This window comes from Serratia sp. Ser99 (genome assembly GCF_024519545.1).
Lineage (GTDB): Bacteria > Pseudomonadota > Gammaproteobacteria > Enterobacterales > Enterobacteriaceae > Serratia > Serratia liquefaciens.
Genome location: NZ_JALJRT010000011.1, coordinates 149,664 through 167,093, shown reverse-complemented (window position 1 = coordinate 167,093; position 17,430 = coordinate 149,664). Strand labels below are relative to the sequence as shown.

At 55.7% G+C, this 17,430-nt stretch carries 14 protein-coding genes; 5 read left to right on the top strand and 9 right to left on the bottom strand.

The features are described from left to right. The first annotated feature begins 7 nt into the window (after nucleotides 1–7). Together rsmJ and NR114_RS20600 are read left to right on the top strand one after the other, a co-directional pair. Nucleotides 8–766 carry a 16S rRNA (guanine(1516)-N(2))-methyltransferase RsmJ gene (rsmJ, locus tag NR114_RS20605; RefSeq protein WP_234529256.1) on the top strand — a complete coding sequence of 253 codons (759 nt, stop codon included), beginning with the start codon at nucleotides 8–10 and terminating at the stop codon, nucleotides 764–766. A gap of 315 nt (nucleotides 767–1,081) precedes the next feature. Continuing rightward, nucleotides 1,082–2,980: a bifunctional UDP-sugar hydrolase/5'-nucleotidase gene (locus NR114_RS20600; protein ID WP_234529255.1), complete on the top strand. Its 1,899-nt coding sequence runs from the start codon at nucleotides 1,082–1,084 to the stop codon at nucleotides 2,978–2,980. Nucleotides 2,981–3,032: 52 nt separating this feature from the next. Here NR114_RS20600 and NR114_RS20595 read toward each other — a convergent pair whose 3' ends face one another. The 8 genes from NR114_RS20595 to uspA form a co-directional block, all read right to left on the bottom strand. After that, nucleotides 3,033–3,632 (bottom strand): SIS domain-containing protein, encoded by a 600-nt coding sequence (locus NR114_RS20595; protein ID WP_020837445.1) that lies wholly within the window; start codon nucleotides 3,630–3,632, stop codon nucleotides 3,033–3,035. Continuing rightward, nucleotides 3,632–5,269 (bottom strand): FGGY-family carbohydrate kinase, encoded by a 1,638-nt coding sequence (locus NR114_RS20590; RefSeq protein WP_020837444.1) that lies wholly within the window; start codon nucleotides 5,267–5,269, stop codon nucleotides 3,632–3,634. The genes NR114_RS20595 and NR114_RS20590 overlap by 1 nt, the downstream gene beginning before the upstream one ends. A 13-nt stretch (nucleotides 5,270–5,282) precedes the next feature. Then, complete coding sequence (locus tag NR114_RS20585; RefSeq protein ID WP_020837442.1) at nucleotides 5,283–6,236, bottom strand: ABC transporter permease; 954 nt, start codon at nucleotides 6,234–6,236, stop codon at nucleotides 5,283–5,285. Between the two features lies 1 nt (nucleotide 6,237). After that, on the bottom strand, nucleotides 6,238–7,227 hold the full coding sequence (locus NR114_RS20580; protein ID WP_046374939.1) for an ABC transporter permease: 990 nt from the start codon (nucleotides 7,225–7,227) through the stop codon (nucleotides 6,238–6,240). Then, a complete protein-coding gene (locus NR114_RS20575) occupies nucleotides 7,220–8,719 on the bottom strand; it encodes a sugar ABC transporter ATP-binding protein (protein ID WP_020837440.1) in 1,500 nt (499 codons plus the stop codon). Before NR114_RS20575 ends, NR114_RS20580 begins: the two co-directional genes overlap by 8 nt. A gap of 112 nt (nucleotides 8,720–8,831) precedes the next feature. Continuing rightward, complete coding sequence (locus NR114_RS20570) at nucleotides 8,832–9,818, bottom strand: autoinducer 2 ABC transporter substrate-binding protein (protein WP_020837439.1); 987 nt, start codon at nucleotides 9,816–9,818, stop codon at nucleotides 8,832–8,834. Between the two features lie 338 nt (nucleotides 9,819–10,156). Further along, the gene (gene gdhA, locus NR114_RS20565) at nucleotides 10,157–11,500 is read right to left on the bottom strand and encodes an NADP-specific glutamate dehydrogenase (protein WP_020837438.1); all 1,344 of its coding nucleotides are present in this window, start codon (nucleotides 11,498–11,500) and stop codon (nucleotides 10,157–10,159) included. A gap of 258 nt (nucleotides 11,501–11,758) precedes the next feature. Beyond that, nucleotides 11,759–12,205 carry a universal stress protein UspA gene (gene uspA, locus NR114_RS20560; protein WP_012147365.1) on the bottom strand — a complete coding sequence of 149 codons (447 nt, stop codon included), beginning with the start codon at nucleotides 12,203–12,205 and terminating at the stop codon, nucleotides 11,759–11,761. 613 nt (nucleotides 12,206–12,818) lie between these two features. Between uspA and uspB the strand changes: the two genes are divergently transcribed. Next, a complete protein-coding gene (uspB, locus tag NR114_RS20555; protein WP_020837437.1) occupies nucleotides 12,819–13,154 on the top strand; it encodes a universal stress protein UspB in 336 nt (111 codons plus the stop codon). 75 nt (nucleotides 13,155–13,229) lie between these two features. Here uspB and pitA read toward each other — a convergent pair whose 3' ends face one another. Continuing rightward, on the bottom strand, nucleotides 13,230–14,732 hold the full coding sequence (gene pitA / locus NR114_RS20550) for an inorganic phosphate transporter PitA (protein WP_020837436.1): 1,503 nt from the start codon (nucleotides 14,730–14,732) through the stop codon (nucleotides 13,230–13,232). 301 nt (nucleotides 14,733–15,033) lie between these two features. Between pitA and NR114_RS20545 the strand changes: the two genes are divergently transcribed. Beyond that, nucleotides 15,034–16,233 carry an NAD(P)/FAD-dependent oxidoreductase gene (locus NR114_RS20545; protein ID WP_256814517.1) on the top strand — a complete coding sequence of 400 codons (1,200 nt, stop codon included), beginning with the start codon at nucleotides 15,034–15,036 and terminating at the stop codon, nucleotides 16,231–16,233. 312 nt (nucleotides 16,234–16,545) lie between these two features. Further along, the gene (locus NR114_RS20540) at nucleotides 16,546–17,385 is read left to right on the top strand and encodes a putative oxygenase MesX (protein WP_234529253.1); all 840 of its coding nucleotides are present in this window, start codon (nucleotides 16,546–16,548) and stop codon (nucleotides 17,383–17,385) included. The last annotated feature ends 45 nt before the right edge of the window (nucleotides 17,386–17,430 follow it).

The window sequence follows — 17,430 nt, the reverse complement described above, 5'->3', positions numbered from 1 at the left end:
CCCACCGGTGAGCGTGTGTTTATTGTGTGAAGAAGGCGCCGATCCCGGCGCCTTGTCTATTCTGGCGGAACGCTGGCAGTTGGTTTCGGACGACGACGCGACGATGGCGCTGGTGCTGACGCCGGAACGTCTGGAGTTGCGTAAGCGTGACGAACCCAAGCTGGGGGCGATCTACGTCGATTTCATTTCCGGCACTATGGCGCACCGACGCCGCTTTGGCGGCGGGCGTGGCGAAGCGGTGGCGAAAGCGGTCGGCATCAAGGGCAGCTATCGGCCAAACGTGGTGGATGCTACGGCAGGGCTGGGGCGCGATGCCTTTGTGCTGGCCTCGCTGGGCTGCCGGGTGAGGATGCTGGAGCGTAATCCGGTGGTGGCTGCCTTGCTGGACGATGGACTGCAACGCGGCTATCAGGATGCGGAAATCGGCCCATGGCTGCGCGAGCGTATGACTCTGCTGCATGCCTCCAGTCTGACAGCGTTAGCCGAGCTCGACTCACCCCCCGAGGTGGTGTACCTGGATCCCATGTACCCGCACAAGCAGAAAAGCGCGCTGGTGAAGAAAGAGATGCGGGTGTTCCAGTCGCTGGTGGGCAGCGACGACGATGCCGATGGTCTGCTGGCGCCGGCACGCCGTCTGGCGACCAAGCGCGTGGTGGTTAAACGGCCGGATTATGCTCCACCATTGGCTAACGTGCCCGCGCATGCGGCCTCGACCACCAAAAGTCACCGTTTCGATATTTATATGCCCTATCCCCTTCATACTTGAGGCTGTATCTGTGTTGGCTGCATTACTCGGCCCGTCCATGGGCCTCGCCCCTTAACGGGGCCAACGCAAACGTTGTTCAAATCTGTTCCCGACAGATTTGTTGTGCGCCCCAGTCACTTACTTGAGTAAGCTCCTGGGGACTGACAAACTTGCCGCCTTGATACAACGCCAATTATTTAGGGCATAGAGGGCGAAATAGGGAGGTATTCATTGATCCACCTCCCAATTTTATTTTTTACCTTGCAAAGATACTGGCAAGCTTGTGTTCCAGATCGCATGATTCCTGTTCGTTCCCCTCCCTATAATTAGATGATAATGAAGAAGACACTCCTTGCTGTTTTGCTTTGCCTGGGTACCTCTGCAATGGCTTCTGAACCAGTCAATATCACCATCCTCGGCACGTCCGATCTGCACGGTACCTTTGTGCCCTGGGATTATTCGACCGACACCGAAAACCTGGCTGGCAGCCTGAGCCAAATCGCCACTCAGGTGCAACAGGTACGGGCGAAGCAGCCCAACGTGATCCTGGTCGATGCCGGCGACACCATCCAGGGCAACTTTGTCGAGACTTTTAAAAACGACAAAACCAGCCCGATGATCCTCGGGTTTAACGCGCTGGACTATGACGTCTGGGTGATGGGTAACCATGAATTCGATTTCGGCCTCAAACCGCTTTCCACCTCACTGAACCAGTTCAAGGGCACGGCATTGGCCGGCAATATTCTGTGGGAGAGCGGCAAACCCTACCTGCCGGCGTATAAAATCATTGAACGTCAGGGAGTGAAAATCGGCATTATTGGCATGGATACGCCGATGACCGCAGAGTTCGCCAAAGGCACCGACCGGGTGAAAGGGCTGAACTTTACCGATCCGGTACAGGCGGTGAAGCAGGTCATTCAGCAAATTCAGGGTGAAGTGGACGCTATCGTGCTGGTGGCGCACATGGGCATCGACAACGAGAACCAGCGCCCTGGCACCGGCGTTGGCGATATCGCTCGTGCGAACCCGGAACTGGCGGCGATCGTCGCCGGGCACATGCACGTCAAAGTCGATAAAGAAGTGATTAACGGCGTGATCGTTACCGAACCGGACAAATATGGCCGTGCGCTGTCGCGCATCGATTTGCAGTTTGAGCAGCATAACGGCAAGTACGTGCTGATCAACAAAGACAGCTATACCTACCCAATCAAAGGCATCGCGTCGGATAAAAAGCTGGAAGAGATTTATCAGCCTTATCACAAGATTTTGCGCGCCAACTCCAACCGGCCGATTGCCCAGCTCAGCGGCCAGGATCTGGTGCCGCCGGATGCCGTGAAGGGGATCCCGCAGGTACACGTGCAGGATACCGGCATCAGCAAACTGTATCAGGAAGCAAGCCGTTACTATGCGCCACAGGCGCAGGTGATCGCGCTGCAGATTGATAATGACCGGCCGAAATTAAACGTCGGTACCATTACGGCCAAAGATATCGCCTTCAATTATCAATATGCCGGCGGCGAGATCACCGTGTACCAACTCAGTGGCAAAGAGCTGAAGAAGTACATGGAATGGTCGGCGGGCTACTTCAATCAGCTGCAGGACGGCGATGTGACCTACAGCTTCAACCCGCAGCGCCGCGCGTCCAAGTATTCCACCAATGATTTCTTCGATGGCGTGACCTATAAAATCGACCTGCGCCAACCGGTCGGGCAGCGCATCCGTGATTTGCGCATGGCCGACGGCACGCCGGTGACTGACAGCACGCCGATCCATCTGGGCATGAACAGCTATCGCATGGGACACCTGACGCAAAAAGGCGGCGCACTGGAAGGTATGCAGTTCCCGGTATTGTCGGACAGCAAGGCTGAATATGGCGAAGAGGCCGGAACCATCCGCAACCTGACTATCCGTTATCTGACCGAAGTGAAAAAAGGCCAGTATCAGGGACAGGCGGTGCAGCGCTGGCAGTTGGTTGGGTTGGAAGGCTACGAACGTGAGCGTAAAATCGTCGAAAAACTGCTGAACGACGGCAAAATCAGCGCACCTACCAGTGAAGATGGGCGCTACGGTAATATCGCGTCGTTCAACGTGAAGCCACTGCTGATCGGCGAGCCGAAGGCCCGTCAGCAGCAACAGGCGGCATTGAAGGCAGAATTGGCCGCCGCCAGCGACCCGGTGGCGAAAAAACGCCTGAGCGATCGGTTAGTGATTCTCGAGGCGATTAACAAAGCCTGATAGAGATAATGGGCTCGGCGTAGGTATGCTGAGCCCTACCAACACCCGTGGATTACTTCCCCTGCAGCAAGCGCTTGCCGACGTCACCGCCTGGGTGTACCGCCAGCAACGTTTCTTTGTCGTAGCCACTGCGTTCCATCAGGCAGGCACAGGCCGCGTCGAAGATTGCCAATACCAGCACGATAGACGTCGTTGCCAGCATATTCAGTGGATCTATCTCATTTTCTACCCCGGTGCGGATCACCAACCGTGCTGCTTTGGCGATCGCCGAATCCGGATTTTCCGTCACGCCGATCAGCGGCACACCCTTGGCCTGCAGCGTTGGCAGCAGGCGGGTCAATTCGTCGGAATTTCCACCGCGCGAAATCAGAATCATCAAATCATCGCTGCGCAAAAAGCCCAGATCGCCGTGTGCTGCATCGGTGGCGTTCAGGTAGATGGCTGGCCGTTCCACGCAGGCCAGCATATGGGCTATCTTGCGTGCTGCGATGCCGGAAGTCCCGACGCCGGTGACCACGATTTTCCCCCGGCACTCGGCCAATGCCGTCAGCAACCGTTGCCAGCTTTGTGCGTCGATGCGCTGGCTCAGCTGTGCCAGTTCCCGGCTGTAGATTGCCCAGGCTTCAGTGGCCCGCTGCCATTCCTGCTGCATCAGGCTTCCTCCTGCATCAGTTGGCGGTATTTCATGTGGTCGTTATACAGCTCATGGAACACGCGGTATTTACGGTCGTAATAGCGTTTGATTTTGTTGGTCTGTGGCGTCACGGTTTTACCGATGCGACTCATGGCGCTCATGGCTTCCGGCAGCGTGTCGTATACCCCGGCCGCCACCGTGCCCATCATCGCTCCCCCCAACAGCATCGCCTCGCTCTCTTCCGGTAACAGCATGGCGCAGCCGGTGGCATTGGCATGTTCCTGCACGAAAATCGGGTTTTTGGTACCGCCGCCGCTGGCCATGATGGTGTCGATGCTGTAGCCACTTTGGTTCATGGTTTCAATAATATGGCGGGTACCCAGCGCAATCGCCTGGATGGTCGCCAGATAATGCAAGGCCATATCTTCCGGGGTACGCGACAGCTTCAGCCCGGTCAGAGTACCGGTCAGCGTCGGGTTGGCCCGTGGTGAACGGTTGCCGTGGAAATACGGCAGCATATGAATGTCCTGGGTCAGGAAGGCAATCTCCTCCGGCTCACCTGCCATGCGGCGCAGCAGGGCATTCAGCACTTCATAAATTGTCTGTCCCTGGGTTTTTGCCTGTGCCAGCAGCTCCGGGTAACAAGGATGCGACTGGATCACGTGGTCAATCAGCGCACCGGTGGCGGACTGGCCGCCCTCGTTCAGCCAGTATTCCGGCAGGATCGCCGAGTAATACGGCCCCCATACGCCGCCAATAAAACGTGCGGTACGGGACATCGCCATATGGCCGGTGGAAGTACCGCCAATCAGCGCAACGCGGCGGTTAAAATCTGCCACTTCACCGGAAACCCCGGTAGCGCCAAGCGTGCCGAGCGTCCCGGCGTGGGCGTCAATGATCGAGACGCTGACCGCCGTGCCGGCAATCAGGCCCATTTCACTGGCGGCACGCTGGGTGAGGCCGTGGCCGAGCGGTTCGCCCATCATTTTGACGTCGCTGCCGATCTTGGCGGCATCGTGCTCCAGCACGTCTTCCAATCCAATCTGTTTGAAATAGCTTTTGTCCCAGCGCTGTTCATGGCCGAGATAGGTCCATTTGCACACCGTCGAACACAGTGAACGGGTGGCGTCCTGGGTGGCCCGCCAGGTGAGGAAGTCCGGCAGGTCAAACAGGTAACCGGCATTGGCCCAGGTGGTCGGCATATGCTGTTTCAACCACAGCATTTTGGGGGTCTGCATTTCCGGCGAAATGATACCGCCGACGAAATCCAGCACCCGGTGTTTGGTGGCATTGATGCGTTCGGCCTGGGTGATGGCCCGGTGATCCATCCACACGATAATGTTCTGCTCGGTGCGGCCGGACGGGCTGACGGTCAGCGGTTGGCCCTCTTTGTCCAACACCACCAGAGAACAGGTGGCGTCAAAACCCAGTCCTTTAACCTGAATCGGGTTGATGTCGGCCTGGTTGACCGCATCGCGCACCGCGTTGCACACCGCCTGCCAGATATTGTCCGAAGACTGCTCAACGAAGTCCGCTTTCGGACGATACAGGTCGATGGTTCGGCTGGCCTGCCCGACCATGTGACCGTTGAGATCGAATACCCCTGCGCGCGCACTTCCGGTGCCTACATCTACGCCAATAAAATAGCTCGCCATTGTTTTTCTCCAGTCAGGCTTTTCGATTCTGTAATGCGATAAACAGGATCAGCACACCGCCCCACAGGGCCATGGTCAGATAGCTGCTGACGCCCAGCAGGTTGAGGCCGCTTTCCAGCATTTGCAGCACAATCAGCGCCAGCACCAGACCCAGCACCCGGCCAAACCCACCGTCCGGGTTAATGCCGCCCAGCACCGAGGCCAAAATGGTCACCAGCAGATAGGATTCGCCGTAACCGGCCTTGGCCGAGTTGAATTTGGCCATCATCAGCAGCGCCGCACCCCAGCCGAGCAGGGCGGACAAAATATAGACCGCAATCTGTACCCGGGCGGTGTTTACGCCGCTAAAACGGGTGGCTTGCTCGTTGGAGCCAATCAGATACAGGCTGCGTCCGAGCGTGGTGTGCTCCAGCAATAGCCACAGGCCAACGGATACCAGCAGGAACAGCAGCAGCGCCACCGGAATGCCGAGCAGACTACCGTTGCCGAGATACTGAATCGCCGCCGGGAAGCCGGAGATCACCGCGCCGTTGGACAGCAGAATATTCAGGCCGGTGATCAGCGTCATGGTGCCGAGCGAAGCGAGGATGGGCGAAACGCCAATCCAGGCGACCAGCACGCCGTTAAGCGCGCCAATGGCGACGGCGACCAGCAGCCCGGCCAGCAGTGCCAGCGCCAGAAACAGCGGTTGGTCCGGGTGGCTGACGATAATCGCTGCCATCACCAGCGAGCAGGCGTTGGCACCGGCGATAATCGACAGATTGATGCCGCCGGTCAGCATGGTAATGCCCATACCGAGCGCCAGCATGCCGAGGATCGGAAGCTGCGAGGCGATCGACTGGAAATTGCCAAGGCTGAAGAAGCGCGATCCGAGCAGCCCGGCGAACAGCAGCGCCACGGCGATAATGATCGCGCTCTGCAGGCGGATGATCCGATCGTTGGGGATCAGGCGGGTTAACTGGATCATGTCATAGCTCCTTGGCCAGCTTGCGTTTTTCATTCCAGGCGGTGCTGCTGATGCTGATCAAAATGATCGCGCCGCTGAACACCTGGTGCCAATAGGCCGACACGCTGAGCAGTGTCAGGCCGTTTTGCAGGAAGGCCAACAGCACCACGCCCAGCAGCGTGCCGGTCAAGGAGCCGCGCCCACCGGTCATGCTGGTGCCGCCCAGCACCACCGCAGCCAGCACCGTCAGCTCAAAACCGAGCAGGGAGTTGGGGGCTACCGACTGGGTTATCTGCGCCTGCACCACCGCGGCGATACCCGCCAGAATGCCCATGTAGCCGTAAACGTAGAAGTGCAGTCGCAGCAGGTTCAGCCCCAGGCGCGACGCCGCATCGCGGTTGCCGCCCATAGCGAAAATTTGGCGGCCGAGGCGGGTAAAGTTCATCAGCACGCCGGTGACGATAATCACCGCCAGCAGGCACAGCAGTGGCAGCGTCAGGCCGTAGTCATAACCGTCGGCCCCCTGGAATGAGAACCAGCTGATGCCATCCATAAACCAGTCGGGGAAACCGTACAGCCAGGTGCCGTTGGTGGCGTAAACCAGTAAGCCGTAGAACAGGTTCAGCGTGGCGATGGTGATGATGATCGCCGGCACCTTCAGCCAGTAGACCAGAAAACCGTTCACCAGCCCGAGCAACAGGCCGACGCCCATTGCCAGTGCGAACGCCAGCGGGAAGCCGCCGCCGTGTTGAATGACCCAACTGGCCATCACGTACTGCGCGATGGCGGTGATCGCCGGGAATGAAATATCGATGCCGCCGGCAATCAGCACCACGAACAGGCCGCAGGCGAGAATGCCGAGAATCGCGTAGCTGGTGGCGACATCCGTCAGGTTACCCAGCGTCAGAAACTCGCTGGTGCTGACGCTCAGGCCTATTGCCAGCAACAACACCAGCAGGCCCAGGTAAAACTCGTGCCGGCCGGCCAGGCGGGCCAATAATGACTTATCCATTCACCACCTCGGCGATCTGTTGTTCGGTGCTGTGGTGCGGCGAAAACTCGGCGATCAGCTCGCCCTTGCGCATCACCATCACCCGATGGCTGTTGTAATAGGCTTCCGGGATTTCGTCGCAGATCATCAGCACCGCCATGCCGAGCGCGGCCAGATCTTTGGCGATCTGGTAGATCCCCTCTTTGTTGGCGATGTCCACTCCGACGGTAGGCGAGTCAAGGATCAGGATCTTCGGCTGCGTTGCCACCCACTTGGCGATGGCGATACGTTGCGCATTGCCGCCCGACAGGGTTTTTACCGGCAGCGCGCTGTCGGAAACCTTGATGTTCAGATCGCGAATCAGCCGGTTAACCAGCTCGGTCGCTTTGGCATGGTCCAGCAGCCCGAGCGGGGTGTGCAGTTGATCGAACACCGTGACGATGGTGTTGTCGTAGATCGACTGCTCCATGATCAGCCCTTGCGTAAGACGATCCTCCGACACATAGCCGATACCCTGGCGCACCGCTTCACGGTTGTTGTGCAGTTGGACCGGTTGACCGTCGATGCGAATTTCTCCGCTGTCGGGACGGGTCATGCCGAACAGGCTGAGGCACAGCTCGGTACGGCCCGCGCCAAGCAGCCCGACGATCGAGACGATCTCGCCACCGTGCAGTGAAAGATTGATGTCCTGGTATTTTCCGCGCCGGCTGAGATTGCGAACCTCGAGCAGCGGTGCGCTATCGGTGGACGCCAGCGCCGGCAGTTGGCTGTAATGGAAGCGTTGGCCGGTCATCAGGAACGCCAGCTCATGACTGTCCAACTGGCTGGCGGGATAAGTGCCGACCAGCTTGCCGTCGCGCATCACGCTGATGCGGTCGGCGACCTCCATCACTTCATCCAGTCGGTGGCTGACGAACACCACGCAGATGCCCGCCGCTTTCAGTTCGTTGACCACCCGCAGCAGGCCGTCGACCTCTTGCCGCGTCAGCGAAGCGGTTGGCTCATCCATGATCACAAGCCGTGCATCGGCGGCAATGGCGCGGCATATGGCCACCAGTTGGCGATCGGCAATCGACAGTTTTTCGACTTTCTTGTCGGGATCGATATGCACGCCGACGCGCGCCATGGCATCCAGCGCCGTCTGGCGCATCACCTGCTTGCGCACCCAGAAATGGCCGCCGGGCAGGTAGCGGTGAATGGCGATATTTTCCGCCACGGTCAGGTTGGGGAATAACGACAGATCCTGATAAATTACCTGAATACCGTAATAGCCGGACAGCTGCGGCGTCAGAGAATGAAAAAGTTTACCCTCAAGCGAAATATTGGCGCCTTTTTCCGGCTGATAAACGCCGGAAATAATTTTAATGATGGTGCTTTTTCCGCAGCCATTTTGCCCGGCCAGGCAATGCACTTCGCCAATATTTAGCGTCAGGTTGATCTGGTCCAAGGCCAGCACGCCTGGGAATCTCTTACTGATATTTTCCAGGGTGATAAATGCGGTGGATGTGGTCATAGCGTTAACCTGTGCAGGTTTTTATTATGGTAGTGACTGAAACTCGGGGCGCACTATATTGCGCCCTTCGTTGTTTCATGACTTTCCCGGTGTGGCGTAATATTACTGAAAATTAAAATCCTAGCGATTTGGCATTATCTTTGGTGACTTCAAGAATTTTATTAAACCGAATCACTTTTTTATCCATGTCGACGTCGGCTTTACCCAAACCTTCGATCGACAAATCTTTGGTCACTTCTTTGCCCTGCAAGAGTTGATCGGCCACCGTCACCAGGGCATAACCGGCGTCTTTCGGGTCCCACAACAGGGCTTTCTTGATGTCGCCGCGTGCCAGGTAAGGCGCGGCCTGTGCCGGCATGGCAATACCGACTACGGCGATCTTGTCCTTGGCGCGTTTCTTGGCGACTGCCTGGCCGGCACCGATCGGGCCGAGGGAGCCGAAGCCGATAATGCCTTTCATCTGCGGATAGGTTTTCATCAAATCCAGCGTGGTGGCGTAGGACTTATCGATGCTTTCCGCTACCGGCAGGCGCGAAGTGACTTCGAACATGTCCGGGTATTTGGCTTTCTGGTACTTGATGGCGGAATCCGCCCAGGCGTTGTGCAACGGCACGGTCAGCGAGCCGACATAAATGGCATAGCCGCCTTTGCCGCCCATGTCTTTCGCCAGCTCATCGACGTTGGCCTGCGCATACTTCTCGCTGTCGATGGTTTCAATGTCCCACTGGCCAATCTGCTGGTCCGGGGATTCATGCGTCAGCACCACGATGCCTTTCTCGCGCGCCTTTTTCAGCACCGGCTCCAGCACCTTGGCGTCGTTAGGCACCACGATGATGGCGTTGACGTTCTTGGCGATCAGGTCTTCAATCACTTTCACCTGTGCGGCTGGGTCTGGGGTGGACGGCCCGGTCTGGTAGGCATTGACGTCGAGCTTTTTGGCCGCGTCGTTAACGCCGACTTCCATACGGTTGAACCAGGGAATGCCGGTCACTTTGGCAACCACGGCAATCTCGTACTTTTCAGCAGCAAAGGCAGGTGTTGTCGATAACATGCACGCAGAAACCACACATGCATTTAATAATGCGAGGTTAAATTTCATTCGCTGTACCTTTTTTATCTGTAGGGGTGGCTGTTTTTCCACCTGAGCAGATTACAAAGGAATGGAAGAGGGGACGTAACGAGAGTTGGGAAATTGTGATCTGTGCACATTGGAGTAAAAATATGACGGTTTTAATGTTAATTAATTGTTGAATAATTCACTGGTGGTAATTTTACCACGAAAAATCATCATAAAATTAACAATAAAAACCATAATTATTTACATATTTAAAACAAATGAGGCGGGGCAATCGGGTTTTGCAGGGGTAAAAATGCCGGACTGAGCGCCGGCATTGAAGCATTTTAGCAATGTGTGAACAAGATCACCTTATGAACCTGTTACAACACGCCCTGCGCCAGCATGGCGTCGGCTACCTTGACGAATCCGGCGATATTGGCGCCGTGTACGTAGTGGGTTTGCTTACCCTCGCCGCCGTATTCCACGCAGGCGTGATGAATATCCGCCATGATATGTTGTAAACGTACATCCACTTTCTCGGCGCGCCAGCCGATGCGCGCGGCGTTCTGCGCCATCTCCAGCCCGGAGGTGGCAACCCCACCGGCGTTGGCCGCCTTGCCCGGCGCAAACAGCACCCCGGCGTCCAGGAATGCATCGGTCGCCTGAATGGTGGTCGGCATATTTGCGCCTTCCGCCACAGCTTTAACCCCGTTGCGGATCAGTGTCTGTGCGGCAGCCAAATCCAGCTCGTTTTGGGTGGCGCACGGCAGGGCGATATCCACCGGCACGTTCCAGGGCTGCTGGCCGGCCAGATAGGTCAGGCCACGTTCGCGGGCATAATCTTCCACGCGACCATAGCGCTGATTCTTGATCTCCACCAAATGGGCCAGTTTTTCGGTGGTAAAGCCGGCTTCATCGACCAGAGTACCGCCAGAGTCTGATACGGTGATCACGCGCGCATCCAGCTCCAGTGCCTTCTCAATGGTGTATTGCGCCACGTTACCTGAACCAGAAACCGCAACCCGCATACCTTCAAAACCCAGCCCGTGACGTTGCAGCATGGCGTCGGTGAAATAGACCAGCCCATAGCCGGTGGCCTCTGGACGGATCAGGCTGCCGCCGAATGACAGCCCCTTGCCGGTGAACACGCAGGCGGTGTTGTTGGACAGCTTTTTCATCATGCCGCTCATAAAGCCGACCTCACGACCGCCAACGCCGATATCGCCGGCGGGCACGTCGGTATCCGGCCCGAGGTGACGGTACAGTTCAGTCATCAGCGCCTGGCAGAAACGCATGATCTCCGCCTGGCTTTTCCCCTTGGGATCAAAGTCCGAACCGCCTTTTCCGCCGCCCATCGGCAGGGTGGTCAGGGCGTTTTTAAACGTCTGTTCGAAGCCGAGGAACTTCAGAATCGACAAATTGACCGAAGGATGAAAGCGCATGCCGCCTTTATAAGGCCCGATGGCGGAGTTGAACTGCACGCGCCAGGCGCGGTTGACCTGCACCTGGCCGCGATCGTCGACCCAACTGACGCGGAACTGGATGGTACGCTCGGGCTCTACCAAACGCTCCAGCAGCGCATATTCGCGATAGCGCGGATTACGCTCGATAAAAGGCCACAGCGAAGTGAAGACTTCCCTGACCGCCTGTAAAAATTCCGGCTGGTGGGGATTATGTTGTTGAAGCGAGGACAAGAAAGACTCTACCGATACGGTATTTTCCATGGATAACTCCTTTATACCCGTTTCCTTTCAAGCTGCCGCGTTGTTGCCCGGCTACAGCCCGAAATTCATAGGGTAATACTATTAATTTCCCCCATTATTTTTATAAATATTGGTATGGATAAAACCTGGGGGAGGATGTTGTGTCTTTAGCGACTATATCACTGGAGGGCGGTTGATTATCAAGCGATTATTGATGTCGGCGGAATGAAAAACGCCCGCAATCGCGGGCGTTGGGCAAGTCTGTTTAGCGGCGCCGACTTAATCTTCGGCTTTTTCGTCTTCGTCACGCAGCGGCACAATCAGCATGTCGATGTGCACGGTGTTGATCAACTGACGTGCGGAGGACATCAGCTTGCTCCAGAAATCCTGATGGTGGCCGCACAGGACCAGGTCCATATCGTATTTCTTGATGGCATCAACCAATACCTGCGCCAAATCGCCGCTGCCGCTCAGGGTTTCGGTGATCGGATAGCCGGCATTCTGCGACAGTTCGGTCAATGCATGGTGAGTTTCTTCGGAAATGCGTTTTTGCATATCGCCGAGATTAACGTCGATCAGGCCGGTATACAGGTCGGAATAGTTAACATCTACGTGGATCAGGGAAACTTTGGCGTTGTACGGACGCGCCATAGATACGGCTTTCTCCACCAGGATTTTACTTTCCGGGGATAGGTCTACCGCAATCAAAATGTGTTTGTAAGCCATGAGAATACTCCTTCCATATAATGCCGATTAAAAGGTTAGCAGGCATTTAGCGTACCAGCCTGGCGCTTCAGGTTTCATTTTATCATTCAGATAACACAATGATATGTTGAGGCGATCACACTGCACCGCATCAAAAAACTCTCTTTATCTTCCTACCGTCAGTTTTACACCCGCTGGGCAGAAAAGCCTATCGCCCATGATGCGGTTGCTGGGTTGACCGATTGAAATATAAGCATTCTTAAACAGAGTATAGCCCCAAATGCCCTTTAGGGCAGTGGAAAACTCCGGCGGCCTCAGGCAGGGCGGTTATCAGTTATAACCAATAGATGGATGACAAATGGATGGCTTGCGGTAAATTTTATCTACTGCTCAGGCCAGTTTGCGTTTCATTAACCTACAATAATGACTATAGGCCTTATCATTTCTCCTCTGTATCAAACCTGCGCGTGTGCATCTGCATGGCGATGGGGTGTTTCCAGAGGCGGTGGGTTATGCGCGGCCTGTGCTGTGCAAAGGGGATCGGAGCGGTAAGCTCCAGCAGTAATGGGTGATAGAGGTAGGGCAGTTGGACCCGGCGGAGCGCCGTGGATAACAACGCCTTGAGGAGGCAATCATGATCAGTACCGTCGCGCTGTTTTGGGCTCTGTGTGTGGTGTGTGTGTTAAACATGGTGCGGTATTACTCTTCTCTGCGCGCGCTGTTGGTGGTTCTGCGCGGCTGTGACCCGCTGCTGTATCAATATGTCGACGGCGGTGGTTTCTTTACCGCCCATGGCCAGCCGAGCAAGCAGATACGGCTCGTGCGCTATATCTTCTCGCAGCGTTATGTCGAGCACCATGATCCGGAGTTTATTCGCCGCTGTGAGCGTGTGCGCGGGCAGTTTATGCTGACCTCAGCCCTGTGCGGACTGGTGGTGATCAGCCTGGTTGCGCTGATGATTTGGTATTGAATCCGACCGATTCTTTCTGCAACAGACAAAGAAAAAGGCGGCCACCAGGGCCGCCTTTCTCATCAGGCAAACTGCTTAGATCACCTTAAGCGCCAACCAGTACAGCGAACCGGAAAGCAGAATCGAGATTGGCAGGGTTAACAACCAGGCCAACAGGATGTTCTTCACGGTTTTGCTTTGCACGCCGCCGCCGTCCACGATCATCGTCCCGGCTACCGCCGAAGAGAGTACGTGGGTGGTGGAAACCGGCATGCCGGTATAGCTGGCAACGCCAATCGACAAGGCTGCGGTCATCTGAGCCGACACGCCCTGAGAGTAGGTCATGCCCTTCTTACCGATTTTCTCGCCGATGGTGGTGGCGACGCGACGCCAGCCGACCATGGTGCCGAGTGACAACGCCAGAGCAACCGAGACGATAATCCAGATCGGTGCATACTCAACGGTTTGCAGCAGATCCTGACGCAGGTTTTTCAGGAAACGTTGGTCCTGGGCCGAGGTTTCCGGCAGCTTGGCGATCTTGTCTGCGGTATCCGTTACGCACATCAGCAGGCGGCGCAGATGACTACGCTGTTCTACCGTCAGTTGATCGTAACTTTGCAGATTGTTCAGCAAGCCCTGAGTCAGCTCAATCGCCGGCATAGCGCGCGCGCTGTCACAGTGGAACTCGATAGGTTTATCCGGCGAGACGTCCTCATCCGGGCTTGGCACCAGTGGGGTCAGTGTGACCACGTGCGCCAAGGCGTCGCTGTGCTGCTGGTAATATTGCTGCAGGTGGGTCACGGCATCACGCGTACGGGTGATGTCATAGCCGGTTGCATTCATATTGACCACGAAGCCGGCCGGCGCAACGCCGATCAGCACCAGCATGATCAAGCCGATGCCTTTCTGACCATCGTTGGCGCCGTGCGAGAAGCTGACGCCGATAGCAGACAGGATCAGTGCGATACGGGTCCAGAACGGCGGCTTGCGTTTGCCGTCGACCTTTTCACGTTCCGCAGGGGTCATGTGCATACGCTGGCGTTTCTTGGTGCCACTCCAATAGCGGCGCAAGGCAAACACCATCAACCCGGCGACCATCATGCCGACCAGCGGCGAGATGAGCAATGACAGGAAAATACCGATCATTTTCGGGACGTTAAGCGCATCCACTACCGAAGTGTGGGTCATCAGTGCGTTGGTTAAACCCACACCGATAATTGCGCCAATCAGCGTATGAGAGCTGGAGGCCGGCAGACCGAAATACCAGGTGCCGAGGTTCCAGATGATAGCCGCCAGCAGCATGGAGAACACCATGGCTAATCCGTGCGCTGAACTGACGTTCAACAACAGATCGGTTGGCAGCAGATGAACAATGGCGTAAGCAACACTCAAACCACCGAGCATAACGCCAAGAAAGTTGAACAAGCCAGCCATCACAACCGCAAGTTGCGAACGCATGGCACGGGTATAAATTACAGTAGCAACCGCATTGGCCGTGTCATGAAAACCGTTAATGGCTTCATAAAACAACACGAACAACAATGCGAGAATTAACATCAGGCCGGTATGGAAATCCAGGCCAGCGAACAAATGCAGCATAAGCGTTACGCCAGTTTGTGGACATGAACGCCGCGCATTATCAGTGACAACCGGGGCCGGGGAAAAGGAAAATATGACGTTTTTTTGATTTCGATATGACGAAATGATGGCGTTGGTATGACAAATACATGAAATATCAGCGCGTTATGCTGAATGTCTCGCTGTAATATTTTCTTACTATGGCGTTGAGGGCGGCATGGCTTTACAATCTGCCGCCGTAAAGTTGTCGGTTACCGGTAGCGATACGGCGTAAAATAGCGGCCTTTTGTCGCGATTGTGGTTTTTATTCAGAGAGGCGCAGGTGGAACAGTTTGATGTCGTGGTAATAGGTGCGGGCGCAGCGGGCATGTTTTGCGCGGCGCAGGCAGGGCAACTCGGCTGCCGGGTGCTGCTGCTCGACAACGGCAAAAAACCGGGGCGCAAAATCCTGATGTCCGGCGGCGGACGCTGTAACTTTACCAACATGTACACGGAGCCTGCCGCTTACCTGTCGAATAACCCGCATTTCTGCAAATCTGCGCTGGCACGCTACACCCAGTGGGACTTTATCGATCTGATCAACCGTCATGGCATCGCCTACCACGAGAAAACCCTGGGTCAACTGTTTTGCGACGACTCGGCGCAGCAGGTGGTCGAACTCCTGGTGAAAGAGTGCGAGCAGGGTCAGGTGACGACACGCCTGCGCAGCGAAGTGCTGGGCGTAGAGAAAACCGCAGAAGGCTTCGAACTGGCGCTGAATGGTGAGAAAGTGAGCGCTCGCTCACTTGTGGTGGCCAGCGGTGGGTTGTCGATGCCGGGCCTGGGCGCGACGCCGTTCGGCTATAAGCTAGCGGAGCAGTTTGGCCTGAAGGTATTGCCGACGCGCGCCGCGCTGGTGCCTTTTACGCTGCATAAACCGCTGTTGGAGCATTTGCAGACCCTGTCTGGTGTCTCTGTGCCGGCAGTGATCACCGCAGAAAACGGCGTCAGCTTCCGCGAAAGCATACTGTTTACCCATCGTGGCCTGTCCGGGCCGGCGGTATTGCAACTTTCCAGCTACTGGCAGCCCGGTGAGTTTGTGAGTGTTAACTTACTTCCTACGCTTGATCTGGCGGGCTTCCTCAATGAGCAACGTCAGGCACACCCTAATCAAAGCCTGAGAAATACCCTGGCGCTGCACCTGCCGAAGCGGTTGGTGGAATGTTTGCAGACGTTGGGCCAACTGCCGGAAGCGACATTAAAGCAACTGAATCCGACGCAGCAGACAGCGTTGGTGGAAATCTTGCAGAATTGGCGCGTACAACCCAACGGTACCGAAGGCTACCGCACGGCGGAAGTGACGCTCGGCGGCGTCGACACCAAAGAGCTGTCCTCCAAGACCATGGAGGCCGCCAAGGTGCCGGGCCTGTACTTTATTGGCGAAGTGGTGGATGTGACAGGGTGGCTGGGGGGATATAACTTCCAGTGGGCCTGGAGTTCTGCCTGGGCTTGCGCTCAGGCGCTGGCGGCTCAAAAGCAATAATTTCCGCCGGGGTGATGTAAAAGCCGGCATTTGCTGCGTCGGGTGGAACCGACGCAGCAAATAAAATTATGATTTAAGACCGATAAATAAATCATGCGTACCGCACGAAACAGAGTAATTCGTCGATATTCAATTTATTGTATTTAGCGGTATTTAAATTATTTGTAAATCAAGTTTTTTGGTATTATTTTTAGTTTAATTATTCTGTCTAAATTGATTTAATTAATGGTGGATAACCTGATTTTTATTATTTACAGCGAGTGAAAAACCTCATCTATAATTATTTTTCATGTTTTCGAGTGAGAAATTATTATGAATGGCGTTTTCTTTGTTCGGCAAATACCTATTACCCCAGAACTTCAGGTTACAGAATTAAAAAACCACGCCAATGGTTTCCTGCGCTATAACAATATCAACGATCTGGCACACAGTGGTCCAGAAGCCCTGACCTGGTTCCTGAACCGCGCCAATACGCTGTTTAAAAGCAATTATCCTTCTGCGCTGCCCACTGCCTCATTGCAATTGTCGTATTTGTCAGTTTTTTGCCGTGCGGAACATGAAGCGGATAGCCAGGCATTACCTGTTTACGATTTCCTCAAAATCGATATTCAACCCACAGGAAAAAGCGGCTACGGCGTGATGTTCTCTTCGCAGATGCGCGAGTATTATCGCGATCGGCTTGAAAATGGCATGGATACGTCGGAAATTCCGGTCGATCAGGCGTTCTTCAACTCTATTTTCAAGCAAGACTCGCCCAAGACCGGCGTACTGGAAAGTTATCCGGTGATCATGATCCCCCGTAGCGAAAATGAGCAAGCTCCTTCGCTTACGCATACCTATCTCAGCAGCCTGGGGCTGGATTCCCGGCATGTCCAGCCGCCTGCGTCGGCTTATCCTTTCCGGTTTTACTTCAAACAGGATCTTGCCACGCAGGATCCCGAAGTCATCGCGGCAATCTCAGCCTGCGGGCAGGCGATGTTTGAAATCGTACGCCCGCACCTTTATCCGTTGGATCAGCAGGATATGCCGCGTTTTGACATGGCGCACCTGACGGACATCAAGTGGGAGCAGCACAATACGGCGCGCAGGTGGGTGGCTGAGCATCAGCCCTGCGTCGAGGCGCTGATGGCGCTGCACGGTATCAGGTACTAGGGTTAAGCCGGCGACGGGAGCCAATCATTCAACTCTGCGGAATAT

Coding starts and splice junctions, on each gene's coding strand:
- NR114_RS20600 (WP_234529255.1), top strand. CDS start 1,082: ATGAAGAAGACACTCCTTGCTGTTTTGCTTTGCCTGGGTACCTCTGCA.
- NR114_RS20595 (WP_020837445.1), bottom strand. CDS start 3,632: ATGCAGCAGGAATGGCAGCGGGCCACTGAAGCCTGGGCAATCTACAGC.
- NR114_RS20590 (WP_020837444.1), bottom strand. CDS start 5,269: ATGGCGAGCTATTTTATTGGCGTAGATGTAGGCACCGGAAGTGCGCGC.
- NR114_RS20585 (WP_020837442.1), bottom strand. CDS start 6,236: ATGATCCAGTTAACCCGCCTGATCCCCAACGATCGGATCATCCGCCTG.
- NR114_RS20580 (WP_046374939.1), bottom strand. CDS start 7,227: ATGGATAAGTCATTATTGGCCCGCCTGGCCGGCCGGCACGAGTTTTAC.
- NR114_RS20575 (WP_020837440.1), bottom strand. CDS start 8,719: ATGACCACATCCACCGCATTTATCACCCTGGAAAATATCAGTAAGAGA.
- NR114_RS20570 (WP_020837439.1), bottom strand. CDS start 9,818: ATGAAATTTAACCTCGCATTATTAAATGCATGTGTGGTTTCTGCGTGC.
- gdhA (WP_020837438.1), bottom strand. CDS start 11,500: ATGGAAAATACCGTATCGGTAGAGTCTTTCTTGTCCTCGCTTCAACAA.
- uspA (WP_012147365.1), bottom strand. CDS start 12,205: ATGGCTTACAAACACATTTTGATTGCGGTAGACCTATCCCCGGAAAGT.
- uspB (WP_020837437.1), top strand. CDS start 12,819: ATGATCAGTACCGTCGCGCTGTTTTGGGCTCTGTGTGTGGTGTGTGTG.
- pitA (WP_020837436.1), bottom strand. CDS start 14,732: ATGCTGCATTTGTTCGCTGGCCTGGATTTCCATACCGGCCTGATGTTA.
- NR114_RS20540 (WP_234529253.1), top strand. CDS start 16,546: ATGAATGGCGTTTTCTTTGTTCGGCAAATACCTATTACCCCAGAACTT.